The sequence below is a fragment of the Streptomyces sp. enrichment culture genome, assembly GCF_964273255.1.
Taxonomy (GTDB): domain Bacteria; phylum Actinomycetota; class Actinomycetes; order Streptomycetales; family Streptomycetaceae; genus Streptomyces.
In genome coordinates this window covers 6,792,143-6,808,654 of sequence record NZ_OZ186835.1, presented here as the reverse complement: position 1 = coordinate 6,808,654, position 16,512 = coordinate 6,792,143, and the positions used below count along the sequence as shown (strand labels likewise).

General features: G+C 73.8%; 13 protein-coding genes. 6 read left to right on the top strand and 7 right to left on the bottom strand.

Annotated elements, in window-relative coordinates:
- Positions 1 to 59 precede the first annotated feature (59 nt).
- On the bottom strand, positions 60 to 1,550 hold the full coding sequence (locus ACSU53_RS29765; protein ID WP_437033487.1) for an MFS transporter: 1,491 nt from the start codon (positions 1,548 to 1,550) through the stop codon (positions 60 to 62).
- 567 nt (positions 1,551 to 2,117) lie between these two features.
- On the opposite strand from ACSU53_RS29765, the gene ACSU53_RS29760 reads away from it, so the two are divergent.
- Positions 2,118 to 2,714, top strand: a complete 597-nt coding sequence (locus tag ACSU53_RS29760; RefSeq protein WP_437032782.1) for a helix-turn-helix domain-containing protein — start codon at positions 2,118 to 2,120, stop codon at positions 2,712 to 2,714.
- Positions 2,715 to 2,938: 224 nt separating this feature from the next.
- Positions 2,939 to 3,922, top strand: a complete 984-nt coding sequence (locus ACSU53_RS29755) for a class I SAM-dependent methyltransferase (RefSeq protein ID WP_437032780.1) — start codon at positions 2,939 to 2,941, stop codon at positions 3,920 to 3,922.
- Positions 3,923 to 4,248: 326 nt separating this feature from the next.
- Here ACSU53_RS29755 and ACSU53_RS29750 read toward each other — a convergent pair whose 3' ends face one another.
- Complete coding sequence (locus ACSU53_RS29750) at positions 4,249 to 7,038, bottom strand: glycosyl hydrolase (RefSeq protein ID WP_437032778.1); 2,790 nt, start codon at positions 7,036 to 7,038, stop codon at positions 4,249 to 4,251.
- 343 nt (positions 7,039 to 7,381) lie between these two features.
- On the opposite strand from ACSU53_RS29750, the gene ACSU53_RS29745 reads away from it, so the two are divergent.
- Positions 7,382 to 8,878 (top strand): APC family permease, encoded by a 1,497-nt coding sequence (locus ACSU53_RS29745; protein WP_437032776.1) that lies wholly within the window; start codon positions 7,382 to 7,384, stop codon positions 8,876 to 8,878.
- Position 8,879: 1 nt separating this feature from the next.
- Complete coding sequence (locus ACSU53_RS29740) at positions 8,880 to 9,296, top strand: universal stress protein (protein WP_437032774.1); 417 nt, start codon at positions 8,880 to 8,882, stop codon at positions 9,294 to 9,296.
- 179 nt (positions 9,297 to 9,475) lie between these two features.
- Here ACSU53_RS29740 and ACSU53_RS29735 read toward each other — a convergent pair whose 3' ends face one another.
- The 3 genes from ACSU53_RS29735 to bla all read right to left on the bottom strand — a co-directional run bounded on the left by ACSU53_RS29735 (position 9,476) and on the right by bla (position 11,816).
- On the bottom strand, positions 9,476 to 9,778 hold the full coding sequence (locus ACSU53_RS29735; protein ID WP_437032772.1) for a hypothetical protein: 303 nt from the start codon (positions 9,776 to 9,778) through the stop codon (positions 9,476 to 9,478).
- Between the two features lie 168 nt (positions 9,779 to 9,946).
- Positions 9,947 to 10,639 carry a DJ-1/PfpI family protein gene (locus ACSU53_RS29730; RefSeq protein WP_437032771.1) on the bottom strand — a complete coding sequence of 231 codons (693 nt, stop codon included), beginning with the start codon at positions 10,637 to 10,639 and terminating at the stop codon, positions 9,947 to 9,949.
- A 247-nt stretch (positions 10,640 to 10,886) separates the two neighbouring features.
- Complete coding sequence (gene bla, locus ACSU53_RS29725; protein ID WP_437032769.1) at positions 10,887 to 11,816, bottom strand: class A beta-lactamase; 930 nt, start codon at positions 11,814 to 11,816, stop codon at positions 10,887 to 10,889.
- 210 nt (positions 11,817 to 12,026) lie between these two features.
- Between bla and ACSU53_RS29720 the strand changes: the two genes are divergently transcribed.
- Entirely contained in the window at positions 12,027 to 12,941 is a 915-nt protein-coding gene (locus ACSU53_RS29720; protein WP_437032767.1) for an SDR family oxidoreductase, read from the top strand.
- A gap of 163 nt (positions 12,942 to 13,104) precedes the next feature.
- Here ACSU53_RS29720 and ACSU53_RS29715 read toward each other — a convergent pair whose 3' ends face one another.
- Together ACSU53_RS29715 and ACSU53_RS29710 are read right to left on the bottom strand one after the other, a co-directional pair.
- Positions 13,105 to 14,829 carry an acyl-CoA dehydrogenase family protein gene (locus tag ACSU53_RS29715; RefSeq protein WP_437032765.1) on the bottom strand — a complete coding sequence of 575 codons (1,725 nt, stop codon included), beginning with the start codon at positions 14,827 to 14,829 and terminating at the stop codon, positions 13,105 to 13,107.
- A 101-nt stretch (positions 14,830 to 14,930) separates the two neighbouring features.
- Complete coding sequence (locus tag ACSU53_RS29710; RefSeq protein ID WP_437032763.1) at positions 14,931 to 15,488, bottom strand: PadR family transcriptional regulator; 558 nt, start codon at positions 15,486 to 15,488, stop codon at positions 14,931 to 14,933.
- Between the two features lie 176 nt (positions 15,489 to 15,664).
- On the opposite strand from ACSU53_RS29710, the gene ACSU53_RS29705 reads away from it, so the two are divergent.
- The gene (locus ACSU53_RS29705; RefSeq protein WP_437032761.1) at positions 15,665 to 16,105 is read left to right on the top strand and encodes a DUF6892 domain-containing protein; all 441 of its coding nucleotides are present in this window, start codon (positions 15,665 to 15,667) and stop codon (positions 16,103 to 16,105) included.
- Positions 16,106 to 16,512 lie beyond the last annotated feature (407 nt).

Here is a 16,512-nt window from a genome sequence, read left to right as displayed (position 1 = left end):
GCCACCGCCCGGGCCTTCGCCCGGCCACCGTCGCCGGTGACCCGCGCGGGTCCGTTCCGTCAGGGGGTCACGACGGGTTCCCGGGAGCCGGTGTCCGCCTCCGGCGCGGGCACGGGCGTTCGCGGGCCCCGGAGCAGGACGTGGAGGAACAGGACGGCCATCACGGCGACGCCCGCCCACATGGCCTGTTGCCAGCCGTCGACGAAGGACTCGCGGGCGGCGCGGACGAGTTGCCCGGCCTGTGGTCCCGCGTCGCGGGCGGCCTCGACGGCGTTGGCCACCCCTTCGCGGGCGGTGCCGGCGGCGCCCTGCGGGACGTCCCGCAGCCGGTCGTCGATGGAACGCCGGTATCCCGCCGACGACAGGGCGCCGAGCAGGGCGATCCCGAGCGCAGTGCCGAACTCCCGGGTCACGTCGTTGAGCGCCGAGGCGACCCCCTGCCGCTCGCGGGGCAGGGAGCCGGTGATGGCCTCGGTCGACGGTGTCATCGACAGGCCCATGCCGATGCCCATGGCCAGCATGCCGGGCAGCAGGGACAGGTAGCCGCCGTCGACGGAGACGAGGGCGGCCATGAGCGCCAGTCCGAGGCCGGCGAGCAGGATGCCCGCCGCCATGGTCGGGCGGGGCCCGAAGCGCGCGGCCGGCCGGGGCGCCAGGCCGGAGGCCAGCATCATGGCCACGGCCATCGGCATCAGGGCGAGCGTGGACAGCAGGCCCGACCAGCCCAGGACGGCCTGCAGGAACGGGAACAGCACGACGAAGATCCCCGCCTGCACACCGAAGACCACCAGGAGCGTGACCGAGCCGCCGGCCAGTCCGCGCTCACGGAACAGACGCACGTCGAGCAGCGCGGCGTCCCGGCGGCGCAGTTCCCAGGCCGCGAAGCACGCCGCGGCGAGCACGCCGACGGCCAGGCAGAGCAGGGTGACGGGGGCGGTCCAGCCGCGCTCCGGGCCCTCCTGGAGGACGAAGATCAGGCCGGTCACCGCCACCGCGGAGGTCAGCGCGCCGACGGTGTCGAAGGCGTGCCCGGTGCTCTCGCGGGAGTCGGGCACCGACCGGACCGTCATCAGCAGGGCGACGACGACCAGGGCCACCGGCAGGACGAACAGCCAGCGCCAGTTCGCCAGGTCGACGAGCGCGGCGGAGAGGAACATGCCGAGGATGCCCCCGGCTCCGGCGATGCCCGTCCACACCCCGATCGCCCGGCCGCGTTCCTCCGCCGGGAAGGTGGAGGTGATGACGGCGAGGGTGATCGGCATGATCATGGCCGCGCCGACCCCGCTCGCCACCCGTGCGGCGAGCATCACCTCCGCCGTCGGGGCCAGTCCGGCCGCGGCGCTCGCCACGCCGAAGACGACGAGGCCGGCGATCAGCATGGGTCTGCGGCCCAGCCGGTCCCCGACCGCCCCCAGGGGGAGGAGCAGCGCGGCCAGGCCGAGCGTGTAGATGTTGATGATCCACAGGATGGTGCTCTGCGAGGCGCCGAACTCGACGGCGAGGTCGGGCTGGGCGACGTTCAGGCCGGACACCGAGGCGATGACGGCCATCAGGGCGGTGCAGACGGCGATCAGGACGGCCCGCAGGCGGCGTGCGTCCAACGGGTGGTCCGGTGCGGGCGGACCGTCGGCCGCGACCGGTGCGAGGGACGCGGCGGTCCGGGCGGTCCGGGCGGCCACGGGCGGCTTCACGGTGCCGTCGGGACCGGCGCCCGCGTGCGGGCCCGTGCTCCGGGGAGGGCCGGCGGTCGCCTTCGGGTCACCGGTCGCGGCCGGAGGGTCCGTCGGGGCCGGGGCGTCCGTCGCGGCCGGAGGGGCCGTCGGGTCCGTGGCGCCCGTCGCGACCGGGGCGGCCGTCGGGGGCGGGGCGTCGGCGGCGTGAACTCCGTCGCCGTGCGGGGTGTCGCCCGGCTGGTGGCTTCTCATGGGTTCCTCTCCTCGGGGCGTGCGGTGCCGGCGTCGGCGCAGGCCGGACGCCGGGCGGGGTGACGGGGGACGGCCGGGCACGGGCCGGGGCTCCGGGGGGATCGTTCGCGTCGCTGCGCGCGCCGCACCGGCGGCCGGGCGGCCCGGGCCGTCGCCGACGACGCTAGGACGGGCATGCAGAAGAGGCATACGATGTTGCCCATGACGCAAGACGACGACGATCTGGACAGCCTGGTACGCAAAAGGATCCGCGCGCTGCGCGTGGCACAGGGCTGGTCACTGGAGGAACTGGCCACCCGTGCGCGACTCAGCCAGTCCACGCTCAGCCGCATCGAGAACGGGCAGCGCCGACTGGCACTGGACAGCCTCGTCACCCTCGCGCGGGCTCTGGACACCACGCTCGATCAACTCGTGGAGACCGCCTCCGACGACGTCGTCGTGAGCCCGATGATCGACGCCGCCCACGGACTGATGCGCTGGCCGGTGAAGGGGGACCCGGGCATCACGGTGGTGCGTCAGCGCATGACCGAACCGCCGCCCGACAACCCCGCGCGGATGCGCGCGCATCCGGGACGGGAATGGCTGGTGGTGCTGTCCGGTACGGCGATCCTGCTGCTCGGGCACCGCCGTCTGCGCGTCGAGACCCACCAGGCCGCCGAGTTCCCCACGATGCTCCCCCACGCGATCGGGGCCGACGGAGGGCCCTGCGAGATCCTCGGGATCTTCGACCGGGACGCCCGACGCGGACACCAGCGGGATCAGCGCGATCAGCGGGGTCAGCAGGGATAGCGGGAACAGCGCGATCAGCGGATCAGCGGATCAGCAGGATCAGCGGAAGCTTCGCGGGACACAGGAACGAGCGCCCCGGTCTCCGGGTTCCTGACCGGCGGCGGTGGTGCGCGGCGTGCAGGCCTCAGCCTCGCTTTGCGCGCCCGGCAGCCGGTCCGGAGACCTCCTTGCGCTGTACGCAAGGGACCCTGCTGCTCGCGCACGAACGTCCTAGCGTCGCCGGTATGAGCCAGCCAGCTGCCCACCACGACCGCCCGACCCGCCCCTCCCCCGGCCCCGGCCCGCACGACGACGGTGGCGGCACGCCGCACGGTCACCGCCACGGCGGTCCACACGCCCACCACCACGACCCGCACGACCGGTGCGGCCGCCACGGCGGGCCGCACCACCGGCACGGCGCCGACGACCAGGCCGAACTCCTCGACCTCGACGCCGAGGTCCTCGCCGAACACCTCGCCGACATCACCGGCGGGCTGCCGCTCGCCGCGCCTCCCCGCCGGATCCTGGACCTGGGCTGCGGGACGGGGGCCGGCACCTTCGCCCTGCTGGACCGGTTCCCGGACGCCCAGGTCACCGCCGTCGACGCCTCCGCCGCTCATCTCGACCGGCTGACGGAGAAGGCCCGCGTCCGCGGCATCGACGGGCGCGTCCGGGGCCTGCGGGCCGATCTGGACGACCCCGACTGGCCCGATCTGGGAACGCCCGAACTGGTGTGGGCCTCGGCCTCGATGCACCACCTGGCCGACCCGGGCCGTGCGCTGCGCGCGGTCCACGCTCTGCTCGCCCCCGGAGGGCTGTTCGCCGTCGTGGAGCTGGCCGACTTCCCGCGCTTCCTGCCGGCGGACGCGCCCCGGGAACGCCCCGGCCTGGAGGACCGCTGCCACGCGGTGCGCGCTGCCTTCCACGCCGAGCACGCACCGCACCGGGGCGCCGACTGGGGGCCGATGCTGGCCGACGCCGGGTTCACGCCGGCCGGCACACGCACGGTCACGGTGCACATCGACGGGGCCCGGCACCCCTCGGTCGGCGCGTACGCGCTCGGCAGCCTGCGGCGCCTGCGGCAGGGGATCGACAGCCTGCTCGACGCCGAGGACGTGGCCGCACTCGACCGGCTCTTGGACACCGACGGCCCGCACAGTATCCTGCGGCGCGACGACCTCGCCGTCCGCACCGAACGCACGGTGTGGGCCGCCCGGCGGACGGGCTGACAGCCGTCTGACAGTTGAGGCTGACGGCTGACGGCTGACGGCTGACGGACGAGGCGAACCGGGCGAGGCGAACGGGCGAGGGACGACCCGGGCGCCGCACCAAGCCCGCCACCGCACCGCGTCCGCCCCGCCCGTCCGTGCACCCACGCCGAACGGCGGGCACCGGCCGGATGCCGGTGCCCGCCGCGGGCTGTCGTCGGACCGTCGTACGGACGGGGCCGGCACGGGACCACCGGGGTCACCGACCTCGTCGGCCTCAGGGGCCTCACCGGGGCCGCCCGACGGCCGGCGGACAGGCCGCCGGCCGCGGGACCGACCGCCACGCCTCAGCTGTACGGGATCACCAGCACGGACTTGTCCGTGCCCGTCCGCAGCTGCGCGGTGCCGTTACCGATGGCGCTCCACACTTCCAGGCGCACCGTGCCGCCCTTCAGGTCGCCCAGGTTCCCCGTGGCCGCCTTGAGGCCGCGGGCCTGCGTGTACTCCTCCCATCCGGTGACCGGGTCGGTCGCGAAGTAGTGGTAGGTCTCGGTCCGCTCGAAGTCACCGTCGCCGGTGAGGTCGTAGCTGACCCGTGCCTGCTGGCCGAGCCCGACCGAGGTGCCCGCGTCGACCTGGAGGCGGAAGGCGGTCTGCGCGCCCGAGGTCAAGGTTCCGTTGACGCCGCGGACCTCGTAGACGAGGGGCCGGTTCGGGGTGCCGTCGTGGTTGGCGCCCCCGGCGGAGGCGATGGTGTCGCTGCCCGCCGTGCCGTCGGTCGCCGTGGTGAGGGTGCCGCCGCTGCGCAGCTGGAAGGTGTTGCCGGTCGGCGGCTCGGGGTCCGGGTCGGGATCGGGGTCGGGGTCGGTGGTCCCGCTGCCGGTACCGGTGGCGGTCGAACGGGCCGGGACGGTGAGGGTCTTGCCGTCGGAGAAGGTCACCGTGCGGGCGCTCGCCGAGTGGTTGTGGGCCGCGTAGGTGCGGGCCGAGCCCTTGGCGAAGACGGCGGAGGTGGGGATGTCACCGGTGACGCCGGCGTCCGGCGCGCCGAGGGAGTCGAGGGTGGTGAGCCAGTGGTAGGTGTGCGCCTTCGACTCGCCCTCCTCCGGGGTGTAGCCGGCGTGCCCGGCGTCCCACTTCGCCTTGGCCTTGGCCGGGTCGGCGAAGGACTCGAACTCCCAGAGCAGGTCGCGCCATTCGACGGCCGGGCCGCCGTTCTCCCGTTCCATCTCGGCGATGTTGCGGCGGATGGCGGCCTTCTCACGGCCGAGGTGCAGCGAACCGCCCGTCACCGGGAGCACGTTGATGCCGTGGATCTCCTCGGGGTTGGCGGTCCACCAGGTGGCGTAGGCGGCGCCGCTCCCCCACACCATGCCGGCCGTGTCGTGGCCGAAGGAGGACGGGAAGACCTGCTCGTCGGCGTCGAACCAGTACTGGGCGATGGACTCCGACTCGGTGGTCAGCAGGAAAGTGCCGAGGTCGCGCAGCGAGGCGTCACCCGTGGCGGACCCCCACAGCACCAGGGCCGCGCTGAGGTTGGTGGACTCGGAGGAGGACTCCTGGTTGTTGCCGGCGGCGAAGCCCTGGTGACCGGAGGCCCAGCTGTGACCGGCGTAGATGTCGAAGCCGCGCAGGAAGGGGAAGGCGCTGTCGGTGCGGCTGGGATTGGCGGTGTCCCGGACCAGGGTCTTGACCATGCCGCCCCAGGCGGAGTCGGCGGCCCACGCCTGGTCGTACTGGGCGACGATCGCCGCCGCGTAGACGAAGTAACTGTAGTGGAAGTGGTGGTCGTTGAGCTCGGTGTCGCTGCCGTAGGAGGCCGGGTACCCGGTCAGGGTCCGCCAGTCCTTGTCGTAGCTGAACTCGCTCGCGCCGCCCGCGGTGAACCACTCCTGGAGCTTGCCCTTCATCAGGCCGAGGAGCCGGTCACGGATGCCGGTCTCGCCGATCTGCTCGGCGACGGGCACGAGTTGGGCGAGGCGGCCGAGGGCCTTGCCGGTCCAGTAGGTGTCGGTCGCGCCCGAGAAGGGGTCGGAGGCGCCTACGACGTCGTTGAGGTAGCCCCGCAGCCGGGCGGTGTCCACCGCGTCGGACTTGGGCAGCGCGGGCAGCACCGCCGCCGCCTTCTGGCTGGTGGAGAAGGAGGCCGACTCACGGACCTTCATGGTGCCGCGCGGTGAGACGTAGGTGTACGAGGTGAGGGGGTCCCTGGTGTGGAGCCACTGGTGCCGGTAGAGCGCCTGCAGGGTACCGCGCTCGGAGCCCTCCTTGGCCTCGGTGGTGAGGGTGTAGGTGGCCTTGACCGTGCCGCCGCTGTAGTTCCAGGTGGCCTTGGAGCCGGTGACGAAGCTGAAGGCGTACTTCTTGAAGGTGGCGAGCGCGCCGGTGGACGGCAGCACGGCGACGGAGAAGTAGTTCTTCGAGCCGAGGCCCGCGGTGACGGTGGAGCCGGAGACGTTCCAGTCGCTGCCGGTCGGGGCGAACAGGGCGTAGTGGTGTCCGGCGACGGTGATGCCGAGGACGTTGCCCTGGTCGGCGAAGACGTTCGGCGTGCCGGCGGTGGTGATGCGGGCGTCGCCGCCGGTCCCCTCGGCGTACACGAACGGGGAGCCGTGGCCGATCGTGGTGCGCAGGGTGCGGCTGCCGTCGGACCACAGCGGGGTGACGGTCCAGTCCGACCAGTCGTCGGCCTTGGTGTCCGGCGAGTTGAGGCCGGTCAGGCCGATGGTGAGGTCCCGCTTGTGGGCGTACTCGTACTGGCGGCCGTCCCCGACGATCGAGGGGGAGGTGGGGTAGCCGACGTCGAGTCCGCCGGAGGTGGCCTGATAGGTGAGGGGGTGCCCGTACATGGGGGTGGAGTACGGGTTGTCGCCGTAGCGCTGGAAGGCGAGGGAGGACCACCAGTCGTTGGTGGGCACCGGCCGGTTCCGGGCGGCAGCGGTGACCTTGGGCGTGATCGGGGTGCCGGTGTTGGTGGTGGGGCCCGACGTGCCGGCGGGGCGGGTGTCGGAGTAGCTGCCGGAGCCCACGGGCACGGTGGCGGCGGCCGCGGGCGCGGCGGCCGGGCCCAGGCCGAGGAAGGCCACGGCTGACGCGAGGAGGACCACCAGGGGCGGTCTGGTGCGGGGGGATGGCATGGGGGCACCTCAAGTCGTTGCAGAGTGGGGAGCCTGAGAGCGCTCTCAGATGGCCGGAACGTAAAGCCGATGTAATGCACGTGTCAATAGAATGAACACAACCGCTAGTTGAAACCTGAAACCGCAGCCGTCGTGCCTTCGGTTCCTGACGCCACCGCCGATGGCGCCGCCCGGGAGGCCGCCCGGGCCGCCGCCCGGGTGTCCGGCCGGCTGCGCCGCCGAGGCCGGGCGGACCTGCTCCCCATCGCGCCCCGCGTCTGCCGGCACACCCCGGACAGGCACGTCGGGCGAAAATCCCGTTGCGGCGTTTTTATGGGGTTACGCCCGACGCAAGGGAGGGAGCATGACCGGCGCATCCCAGGAGACCCGCCCGGCCGAGGGCCTCAAGGCCAACGCGATCGGGTTCGTCGACGCACTGGTGATCGGACTCAACGCGACCTCGCCCGCCTACTCGCTGGCTGCGGTCATCGGGCCGGTCGTGGCCCTGGTCGGCATCTACGCCCCCGGAGTGCTGTTCGCCTCCTTCGTGCCGATGCTGCTGATCGCATCGGCGTTCTACTACCTCAACCGGGTCGACCAGGACTGCGGCACCACGTTCTCCTGGGTCACCCGGGCGATGGGCCCCTGGACCGGCTGGCTCGGCGGCTGGGCCATCACGATGACCGGTGTCCTGGTGGTCGGCTCGCTGGCCGACGTCGCGGTCACCTTCGCCCTGCTCGCCTTCGGCCTCGACAGCTGGGTCGAGAACGACTTCGTGCGCCAGTTGCTCACCGTGCTGCTCATCCTGCTGATGACGGCCGTGTGCGTCATCGGCACCGAGGTCTCGGCCCGCGTCCAGAACGCCCTCATCCTCGCCCAGGTGGCCTGCCTCCTCGCCTTCGCGGTCGTGGCCCTCTACCGCGTGTACGCCGGGACGGGCTCGCTGGAATCCACCAGGCCGGCGGTGCGGTGGCTCGACCCGTTCGGGGCCGGCGGTGCCTCCCTCACCGGTGCCCTGCTGCTGGGCGTGTTCATCTACTGGGGCTGGGAGTCCGCGGTCAACCTCACCGAGGAGGTCAGGCACTCCGCCTCGGCCCCCGGGCGGGCCGCCGTGTGGTCGACCGTCATCCTGCTGCTGACCTACGTGTCGGTCGCGTACGCCGTGGTCGCCTACGCCGGTCCGGCCTTCCTCGCCGAGAACGCCGAGGAGGAGGAGTTCATCTTCGCCCTGCTCGCCGACGAGGCGATGGGCGGCTGGGACTGGGTGGTGCTGCTCGCGGTCTCCACCTCCGGCATCGCCTCGACGCAGACCACGATCATCCCCGCCTCCCGCACCGCGCTGTCGATGGCCCGGCGCCGCGCCCTGCCCGCCCACTTCGCCCGCATCCACCCGCGCTTCCGCACCCCCGACGTGAGCACCTGGTGGGTCGCCGGCATCGCCATCGCGTGGTACCTCGTCGTCAACCAGATCAGCAGCAACGCCCTGTTCGACTCGCTCACCGCGCTGTCCCTGCTCATCGCGTTCTACTACGCGCTCACCGGCATCGCCTGTGCCGTCTACTACCGCCGCCACCTCACGGAGAGCCTGCGCAACTTCCTGTTCATCGGCCTCGGCCCGGTGGTCGGGGCGGGCCTGCTGACGTGGCTGCTCGTGGAGTCGGTCGCCGACATGTCCGACCCGGCGAACTCCTACAGCGGCGTCTCCTGGTTCGGACTCGGTCCGCCCCTGGTCATCGGCATCGGCATCTCGCTCGCGGGCGTCGTCCTGATGGTCGTGTGGCGCTTCGTGGCGCCCGCCTTCTGGTCGGAGCGCCGGGGGGTGGCCGACCCCGAACTCGTTCACGGCCACAAGGAGCCCTGAGATGACGGTCGTCCTCGGATACGACGAATCGCCCGGTGCCACGAGCGCCCTGCGGGTGGCCATCGACGTGTCGGCGGCCTTCGACGAACGGCTGGTCGTGGTCTACGGAGCCGCTCCGCCCGGTGCGATGGGCGAGGAGTACACCGCTCACACCGACGCCCTCCACGAGGCCGGGCGGGCGGCGCTCGACCGCGCCGTCCGGGCCGCCGACGAGGCCGGTGTGCGGACCACCGTCGAACTCATCGACCGCAAGCCGGCCGAGGCACTGCTCGACTCCGCGGAACGGCACGGGGCGCGGGTCATCGTGGTCGGCAGCTGGGGAGAGAGCCCGCTGCGGGGGGCGCTGCTGGGCTCGACGCCGCACAAGCTGCTGCACCTGGCCCGCGTCCCCGTGCTGTGCGTGCCCACCGCGACGTGAGCGGCCGGGCGGCGACTGCGCGGCGGGGGCCGGCCTGCGCGGGCCCCCGAGGGAGCGGCCCGAGGGCCGGGCGGACGGCGGCAGCGAAACGGCGACGGCGACCGCGACGGGGTCCGCGCGGCCGGGCCGGCCCCGGGGTCGCGGGCTCCGGCCTCCGGCTCGTGGGCCTCCCGTCGCCGTCAGCCGGGCCGGCGCGTCCCCGTGACCCGGGATGCCGGAAGGCGGCCGGCCCGGGAGGTCCCTTCGAGGGTGTCGCCGTCGACCCGCACCTCGAAGGCCAGGTTCAGCCTCAGCGGTTCGGTGACCGCCTGCCGCCACGTCACCCGGTGTCCCTCCACGGCGACGTCCACCAGCGGTACTTCCTCCCCCACACCGTGGGCGGTCCCGGTCAGGGCGTCGCCCTCCCGGCGGAAGTCCACCACCGGCCGGATCCGGCCGAGGGGGGTGGCGATGGACAGGTCCCAGGTTCCTTCGACGGACATGGTCGTGCTCTCCTGACGGGTGGTGGGGCCGACAGCGCGGAGCGCGGACGGGGCGGACGGGGCGGGCGGACCGGACGGCCGGTGAGGCGGTCGGGGGGGGACGTGGGACGGACACGGCCGGGCCCGTGTGCCGACGGCGGAGGGGTGCGGACGGCGGCACGGCCGCGCTCACAGGCCGGACGGAACGGGCCCCCTGTCGCGCCATACGGTGCCGCGCCGCTCGTGGGCGAACAGGTCCTCGACGGCCTGAGCGATCCGGGGGCCGACGTCGCGTTCGAGCAGGTACAGGGCGAGGTCGAGACCGGAGGTGACGCCCGCGCCGCTGACGAGGTCACCGTCGTCGACGACACGGGCCCGGACCGCGTGGGCGCCGGTCGCGTCCAGCAGGTCCGTCCCCAGGTGGTGCGTGGTGGCGTGGCGGCCTTCGAGCAGCCCGGCCATGGCGAGCACGAGCGAGCCCCCGCACACGGTGGCGACCGTCACCGCCGGGTCGTCCATCGCCGCCTTCAGCATCCCGGGCAGGCCCGTGGTCAGGGCCCGCCCCAGCAGCACCGGGACGAACTCGTCGCGGCGCCACTCCCCCGCCGCACCCGCCTCCTGGTCCGGCACCTCGCCGGGCTCGCCCACCCGGCCGGCGGCGCCCGGCACCAGGACGACCCCCGGGCGGCCGGGGTCCAGGGTGCCGGTGGCCCGCAGCGACAGGCCGCCGGTGCCGCTCATCACCTCGCGCGGGCCCTCGGCGGTCACCAGTTCCACCGTGACCGCGCCGCCGGAGGCGGTGCCCCCGGCGTACAGGACCTCGTAGGGGGCGATGACGTCGAGCGGGTCGAAGCCGTCGAACAGGACGATCTGAACGTGCATGGGGTTCCTTCGGTGCGTCCGGCCCTTCCTGGACGCCACCGAAGCTATGCGGCCCGGGGCCCGCTGCCCCAGGGGGTGAAGCGACAGGTTTCGACGGGTTCCCGCCGACGCGCGCCGCAGGAAACCGGGCGCGGAGCAAACGCGGAACGGACGCAGACCGGACGAGGACCGGAGGCGGACGGGGCGAGGACCGGAGGCGGACCGGACGGCCCGTTCCGCTCCCCGCCCGGCCCGCGCGACCGTGGACCTAGCCCAGGGTCTCCGCCAGGACGGCGGCGGCCTCGGCGATCAGCTCGTCCTTCCTCACGGCGTCCCGGTCGGGCATGCGCGACAGCAGGGAGAGCACGAGCGGCGTCCCGTCGTCCGTCCAGGCGATGCCCACGTTGTTGTTCGTGCCGTAGGGACCTGCTCCGGTCTTGTCCGCGACCGTCCAGGTCGCGGGCAGGCCGGCCCGGAGCCGGGCGCCGCTCGTCTCGTTGCGCAGCAGCCAGTCGGTCAGCAGGGAGCGGTCGGGCCGGTTCAGGACGTCGCCGAGCACGAGGCGGGCGTAGGTGCGGCCGATGGCGCGCGGGCTCGTGGTGTCGGTGACCCGCCAGGGCTCCGCCGAGTTCAGGTCGGTCTCCCAGCGGTCGAGACGGGTCACCGCGTCGCCGGTCGAGCGGGCGAAGCGGGTGATCGCCGCAGGACCGCCCAGCTCGCGCAGGAGGAGGTTCCCGGCGGTGTTGTCGCTGAAGCGGATCGTGACGTCGCACAGTTCGGCGACCGTCATGCCGGTGGCCAGGTTCCGCCGGGTGTGGTCCGACCCCTCGACGAGGTCGGCGGCGGTGTAGTGGATCCGGCGGGACAGGACCTCGCCGTCCCGGTCCAGGTCGCGCAGGACGGCCGCGGCGGCGAGCGGCTTGAACAGGGAGCAGACGGGGAACAGCGTGTCGGCCCGGTGGTGCACCGTCCTCCCGGAGCGGAGGTTGTGGCCGTGGACGCCCAGCCGGGCCCCGTACCGCCGCTCCAGCGCACGGAAGCGGCCGCTGAGGGCGTCCGGGGCGTGGCCGTCCGAGGCGGGGGCGGCTGCGGCGTGGGCGGGCGGGGCGAGCAGGGCGGCCGTGGCTGTGGCCGTGCCGACGGTGAGCAGGGTGCGCCGGGTCATCGCGGTGGTGGCGGGCCGGCCTGGGCGTGCCATGCGGTGCTCCTTCGTCGTGGGGGGTGTGGCTTGCCTCCTCATGATCGACGCGGTGCGGCGGGCGGGCGGTTGCGCCGGCGGGACACGGTCCCCGGCGCGGCGCCGTCCTCCGGTCCGCGGCACGTGGGCGCGGGCGCCGGGCGGCCCGGGGTGCCGACCGGCCGGGACGCGCCTACCGTGAGCCGAGTGCCGCGTGAGAGGAGCCGTCCCATGCCGCCTGTGCACCCCAGCCCGCTGCGCGGGCGCACCGCCGTGGTGACCGGTGCGGCGCGCGGACTCGGTGCGGCCATGGCCCGGGACCTGTCCGCGCGGGGGGCGAGGATCGCCCTGCTCGGCCGGGAGGAGCGCACGCTCGCCCAGGTGCGGGACACCCTGCCCGGCGCATCCCGGTGCTGGGAGGTCGACGTCACCGACGACCTGGGCATGGCACGGGTCGCCGCCGAGATCGGCGCTTCGCTCGGGCCGCCGTCCGTCGTGGTCGCCAACGCGGGTGTGGCCGAGGGCGGTCCCTTCGAGACGTCCGATCCCGCGGTCTGGCGCCGGGTCGTGGAGGTGAACCTCATCGGCAGCGCCGTCACCGCCCGGGTGTTCCTGCCCGCGCTGTTCGAGACCCGGGGGTACTTCCTGCAGGTCGCCTCGCTCGCGTCCATCGGAGCGGCGCCGATGATGAGCGCCTACTGCGCGTCGAAGGCGGGCGTCGAGTCGTTCGCGCACGCGCTGCGGGCCGAGGTCGCCCACCGGCGGGTCGGGGTGGGGATCGCGTACATCAACTGGACGGACACGGACATGATCCGGGACGCCGACCAGTACGCGGTGCTGCGGCATCTGCGCGGCCACATGCCGCCGCCGGCCCGCACGGTGTTCCCCGTCGACTACGTGGCGGGCCGGCTGGTGCGGGCCGTCGAGCGGCGCCGCCCGACCGTCTACGTGCCCCGCTGGCTGCGCGCCACCCAGGCCGTGCGGGCGGCGATGCCGCCGGTGGTGACCCTGCTGTCCCGGCGCGAACTGCCGCGTCTCGCCGCCGCGGAGAGCTTCGAGGCGACGGGCCTGCTCGGCGCCGGCGGCCGGGCCGACCACGCCGGCCGCGCCGCGCACGCCGGCCCCGACTCCCGCGGCGACCGGTAGGACCCCGCCGGGTTCCGGTTCCCCCCGGTGGGCGCCCTGGGCGGGCCGACGCCCCGGGCGGGCGGTGGCGCCGCCGTCGCCCGCCCGCCCGGGGCCCGCGAGCGGCTCGCCGGACGGGCCGCCGGCGCGGCCGGGGCCGCGTGCGTGTCCGTGCGTGTCCGTCTCAGGGCTTCATCTCGTACGCCCCCGACAGTGCCTCGACACGCTGCCACACGCGCTCGGACCGTGCCGCGTCGACGACCGGACGCCGGACCGCGCCGAGCGCCCACTGCTGCTGTTCCCCGGTGGCGGAGTCCTTGCCGTGCAGTTCGACGGCGTCGGCGGAGAAGTCCCGCACGAGGACGGCGAACAGCTCGTCGAGCACGTCCTCGTCGAGGGCCGTGAGGGCCGCCTGCTCCAGCACCAGCTGTCCGTGGACGACGAGCGCGAAGAGCCGGCCGACGGCGAGGAGGAGGTCGAGGTCGCGGCTCTGCTCCTCGTCGGGGGCGGCCGTGCGGACGAACTCGCAGAGCGCGTCGGCCTGTTCCCGCAGGCGGGCGACGTTGGGCAGGTGGGCGTAGGTGTCGTAGGCCGGGCGCCAGTCGTGGAAGCGGACGGACCCGAGTCCGCGGGCCGGGCCCTGGCGGAAGAGGAAGTCGTCGTCGGCCGCGTCGAGGCGGGTCGGGACGGGCTCGTAGGCGACCGGGTCGAGCAGGTGATGGCGCATGAACTTCAGGATCAGCGCCAGGTTGACGTGGACCGTGCCCTCCAGCTTCGGCAGGCCGCGGATCTCGACCGCCGCCTGGGAGAAGTAGTTGTCCTTCTCGAAGCCCTTGGCGGCGATGACGTCCCACATCAGGTCGATGACCTTCTCGCCCTCCGTGGTCACCTTCATCTTCGTCATCGGGTTGAAGAGCAGGTACCGGCGGTCGTCGGGACCCGCGGTGCGGAAGTAGTCGACGGCACGGTCGCTGAACAGCTTCATGCCGACGAGTCGTACGTAGGCGTCGGTCAGCTCGCGCCGTACGTGGGGGAAGGCGGTGACGGGGCGGCCGTAGAGGATGCGGTTGTGCGCGTGGGTGACGGCCTCGTACATCGCGTGCTCGCAGATGCCGATGGAGGCGGTGCACAGGTTGAACTTGCCCACGTTGACGGTGTTCAGGGCGGCGTCGAAAGCGGCCCGCCCGGTGTGCAGCACGTCCTGCGGCGCCACCGGGTAGTCCTCCAGGCGGAACTCGCTGACGTACTTGGAGGAGTCGACGACGTTCTTGACCAGGTGGTACGCCGGGTGGCGGCTGTCGGCGGCGAAGAAGACGTAGCCGTCGGGGCCCTCGACGTCGCTGCGGCGGCCGAAGACGGAGACGAGACCGGCGGCGTTGCCGTTGCCGATGTAGTACTTGGAGCCGGTGGCGCGGAAGCCGCCCGAGCCGTCGGGCTCCAGGAGCATGTCGGTGGAGTAGATGTCGGCGCCGTGTTCCTTCTCGGAGAGGCCGAAGGCGAACACCTCGCCCTGGTCGAGGAGTTCGGCGGCGCGGGCACGGGCGGCCGGGTTGTCGCTCTGCCAGACGGGGCCGAGGCCCAGGATGGTGACCTGCCAGGCGTACCAGTAGTCGAGGCCGTAGAAGCCGAGGATCTCGTTGAGGGCGGCGATGCGGGCGGTGTCCCAGCGCTTGTCGCCCTCGCCGTCCGCGGCCGCGGAGGCGGGGGTGAGGAAGGTCGCGAACAGCCCTTCCTTCGCGGCGAAGGCGAGGAAGTCGCCGAGCCAGGCGCGCGTCCGGTAGTCCTCGATCAGCCGGCGCTTGCCCCGCTCCTCGAACCAGTCGACGGTGGCACGCAGCAGCCTGCGGGTCTCCGGGTCGAAGTGCGCGGGGTCGTAGGTGCGCGGGTTGAGGAGCAGCGGGTCGGCCATGAGTGCCGCCTTTCGACTGGGAGGGGTCGGGGAAAAAGGGGAGTTGCGCGTTCGGGTGCGCGGGCGTGGCGGGGACGGGGTGCCCGGGTGCGCGCGGCCGGTCAGCGACCGGTGTCGAACCGGGCCAGGGTGGCGAGGACGTCGTCGAGCCAGGCGATCATCATCCGCTCGTACGCGATGCCGCCGCGCAGCACGGCGTGCTGGAGCTCCCGCTCGGCGTCGAGCGGGCCGTCCGGCGGGGGTCCGCCGAAGTCGCGGGCCTCGCCGGCGAGGTAGTGGGCGAGGCGCTCCTCGTGTGCCTGACGGTGCCCCTGGACCTGGCCGGTCAGCGCGGCCGGATCACCGAAGGCGGCGCCCCGGACCTTCACGGCCAGATCGTGGCGGACGCTCTCGGGCTCGGTCGGTTCGTTCAGCCACGCGGAGAGCGCGGCCCGTCCGCGCGCGGTGACGGAGTACTCCTTCTTGTCCGGACGCCCGTACTGCTCGATGTCGCGGACCTCGGTCCAGCCGTCGCTCTCCATGCGCTTGAGGACGCGGTAGATCTGCTGGTGGGTGGCGGTCCAGAAGTACCCGATGGAACGGTCGAACCGCCGGGCCAGTTCGTAGCCGGAGCCCGGCTTCTCCAGCAGGGAGACGAGGATCGCGTGCTCGAGCGCCATGCACACGATCCTGCTATGCACTTTGTTGCATAGCAACGCCCGGGCGGTGAGACACCGCTCACGCGGGACGGCTCCGCGGCCCGGCTGCGGTCCTCGTCCGGGCTTCCCGGCGGGCGAGCAGGACGGCGGTCCGACCGGGCGCCGGGCCTGTCGGTCCCCCGTGATAGCCATGCCTCATGAGCCAGTTCCGCGACTTCAACCTCAAGCTGCTCGTCCTCGAGGAGCTCATGTACGGCCCCGAGCCGCTCCTTCCGGTCTACGACCTGTCCGCACGGCTGTCCGGGCGGGGCATCGGCGATCCCGCGTCCTACGTGCTGGAGAACGGCCTCCACGCGGAGGTGCTGCCGGAGTCCCGGGCCCACTTCGCAGCCCTGGAGATCCCGGCCGGGCTGCTCGCCCGGGTCGAGGAGCTGTGCTTCGACGCCGGGGCGGAGGTCTTCCGCCACTGTGCGCCCGCCTGGGACGGCGAGGACGATCTGTTCGCGGTCCGCTCGCTCGACGACCTCGACCTGCTGCCCAACCTGCGGGAGGTCACCTTCGTGGAGGACGGTGTCCTGGCCGTCCCGGACGCGGCCGAGATCTTCGCCGCGCGCGGGATCGCCACCGACCTCGGCTGACCCCGGCCACGGCACCCGCCCGGGCCCGCCCCGGTGCCCGGGGACGGACCCGCCTGCCCGGGCAAGCCGCACGGCTGCGGGACGAGCGGTCCACGACGGGTGCGGGCCGCTCCGGCGGGTCCCTCGCGGACCGATGGGCCGGGGCGTCCGGAACGACCCGGGCGGTCCTGCCCACCGGACGGGTGGCCGGCCCGGCGACCCCGCGCTCCGCGATCCCGCCCTCCGCCGTCCCGCGCCCCTGCGGCCTCTGCGGCCGACCGGCCCGCGGCCCTGCGGCCCCTGGGGCCCCTGGGGCCGGCAGGTCCCGTGCGGGCGAGGACGGGGTGCATCCGGTGACCCCCGTGCGGGCGAAGTGGGGATGTGCGGGAGCGGCGCCGGCCCCCGACGTCCGGCTCCACGGCCACAGG

Excerpts from the sequence above, each read along its gene's own strand:
- ACSU53_RS29765 (WP_437033487.1), bottom strand. The coding sequence starts at position 1,550 with ATGGCCGTCATCGCCTCGGTGTCCGGCCTGAACGTCGCCCAGCCCGAC.
- ACSU53_RS29760 (WP_437032782.1), top strand. The coding sequence starts at position 2,118 with ATGTTGCCCATGACGCAAGACGACGACGATCTGGACAGCCTGGTACGC.
- ACSU53_RS29755 (WP_437032780.1), top strand. The coding sequence starts at position 2,939 with ATGAGCCAGCCAGCTGCCCACCACGACCGCCCGACCCGCCCCTCCCCC.
- ACSU53_RS29750 (WP_437032778.1), bottom strand. The coding sequence starts at position 7,038 with ATGCCATCCCCCCGCACCAGACCGCCCCTGGTGGTCCTCCTCGCGTCA.
- ACSU53_RS29745 (WP_437032776.1), top strand. The coding sequence starts at position 7,382 with ATGACCGGCGCATCCCAGGAGACCCGCCCGGCCGAGGGCCTCAAGGCC.
- ACSU53_RS29740 (WP_437032774.1), top strand. The coding sequence starts at position 8,880 with ATGACGGTCGTCCTCGGATACGACGAATCGCCCGGTGCCACGAGCGCC.
- ACSU53_RS29735 (WP_437032772.1), bottom strand. The coding sequence starts at position 9,778 with ATGTCCGTCGAAGGAACCTGGGACCTGTCCATCGCCACCCCCCTCGGC.
- ACSU53_RS29730 (WP_437032771.1), bottom strand. The coding sequence starts at position 10,639 with ATGCACGTTCAGATCGTCCTGTTCGACGGCTTCGACCCGCTCGACGTC.
- bla (WP_437032769.1), bottom strand. The coding sequence starts at position 11,816 with ATGGCACGCCCAGGCCGGCCCGCCACCACCGCGATGACCCGGCGCACC.
- ACSU53_RS29720 (WP_437032767.1), top strand. The coding sequence starts at position 12,027 with ATGCCGCCTGTGCACCCCAGCCCGCTGCGCGGGCGCACCGCCGTGGTG.
- ACSU53_RS29715 (WP_437032765.1), bottom strand. The coding sequence starts at position 14,829 with ATGGCCGACCCGCTGCTCCTCAACCCGCGCACCTACGACCCCGCGCAC.
- ACSU53_RS29710 (WP_437032763.1), bottom strand. The coding sequence starts at position 15,488 with ATGGCGCTCGAGCACGCGATCCTCGTCTCCCTGCTGGAGAAGCCGGGC.
- ACSU53_RS29705 (WP_437032761.1), top strand. The coding sequence starts at position 15,665 with ATGAGCCAGTTCCGCGACTTCAACCTCAAGCTGCTCGTCCTCGAGGAG.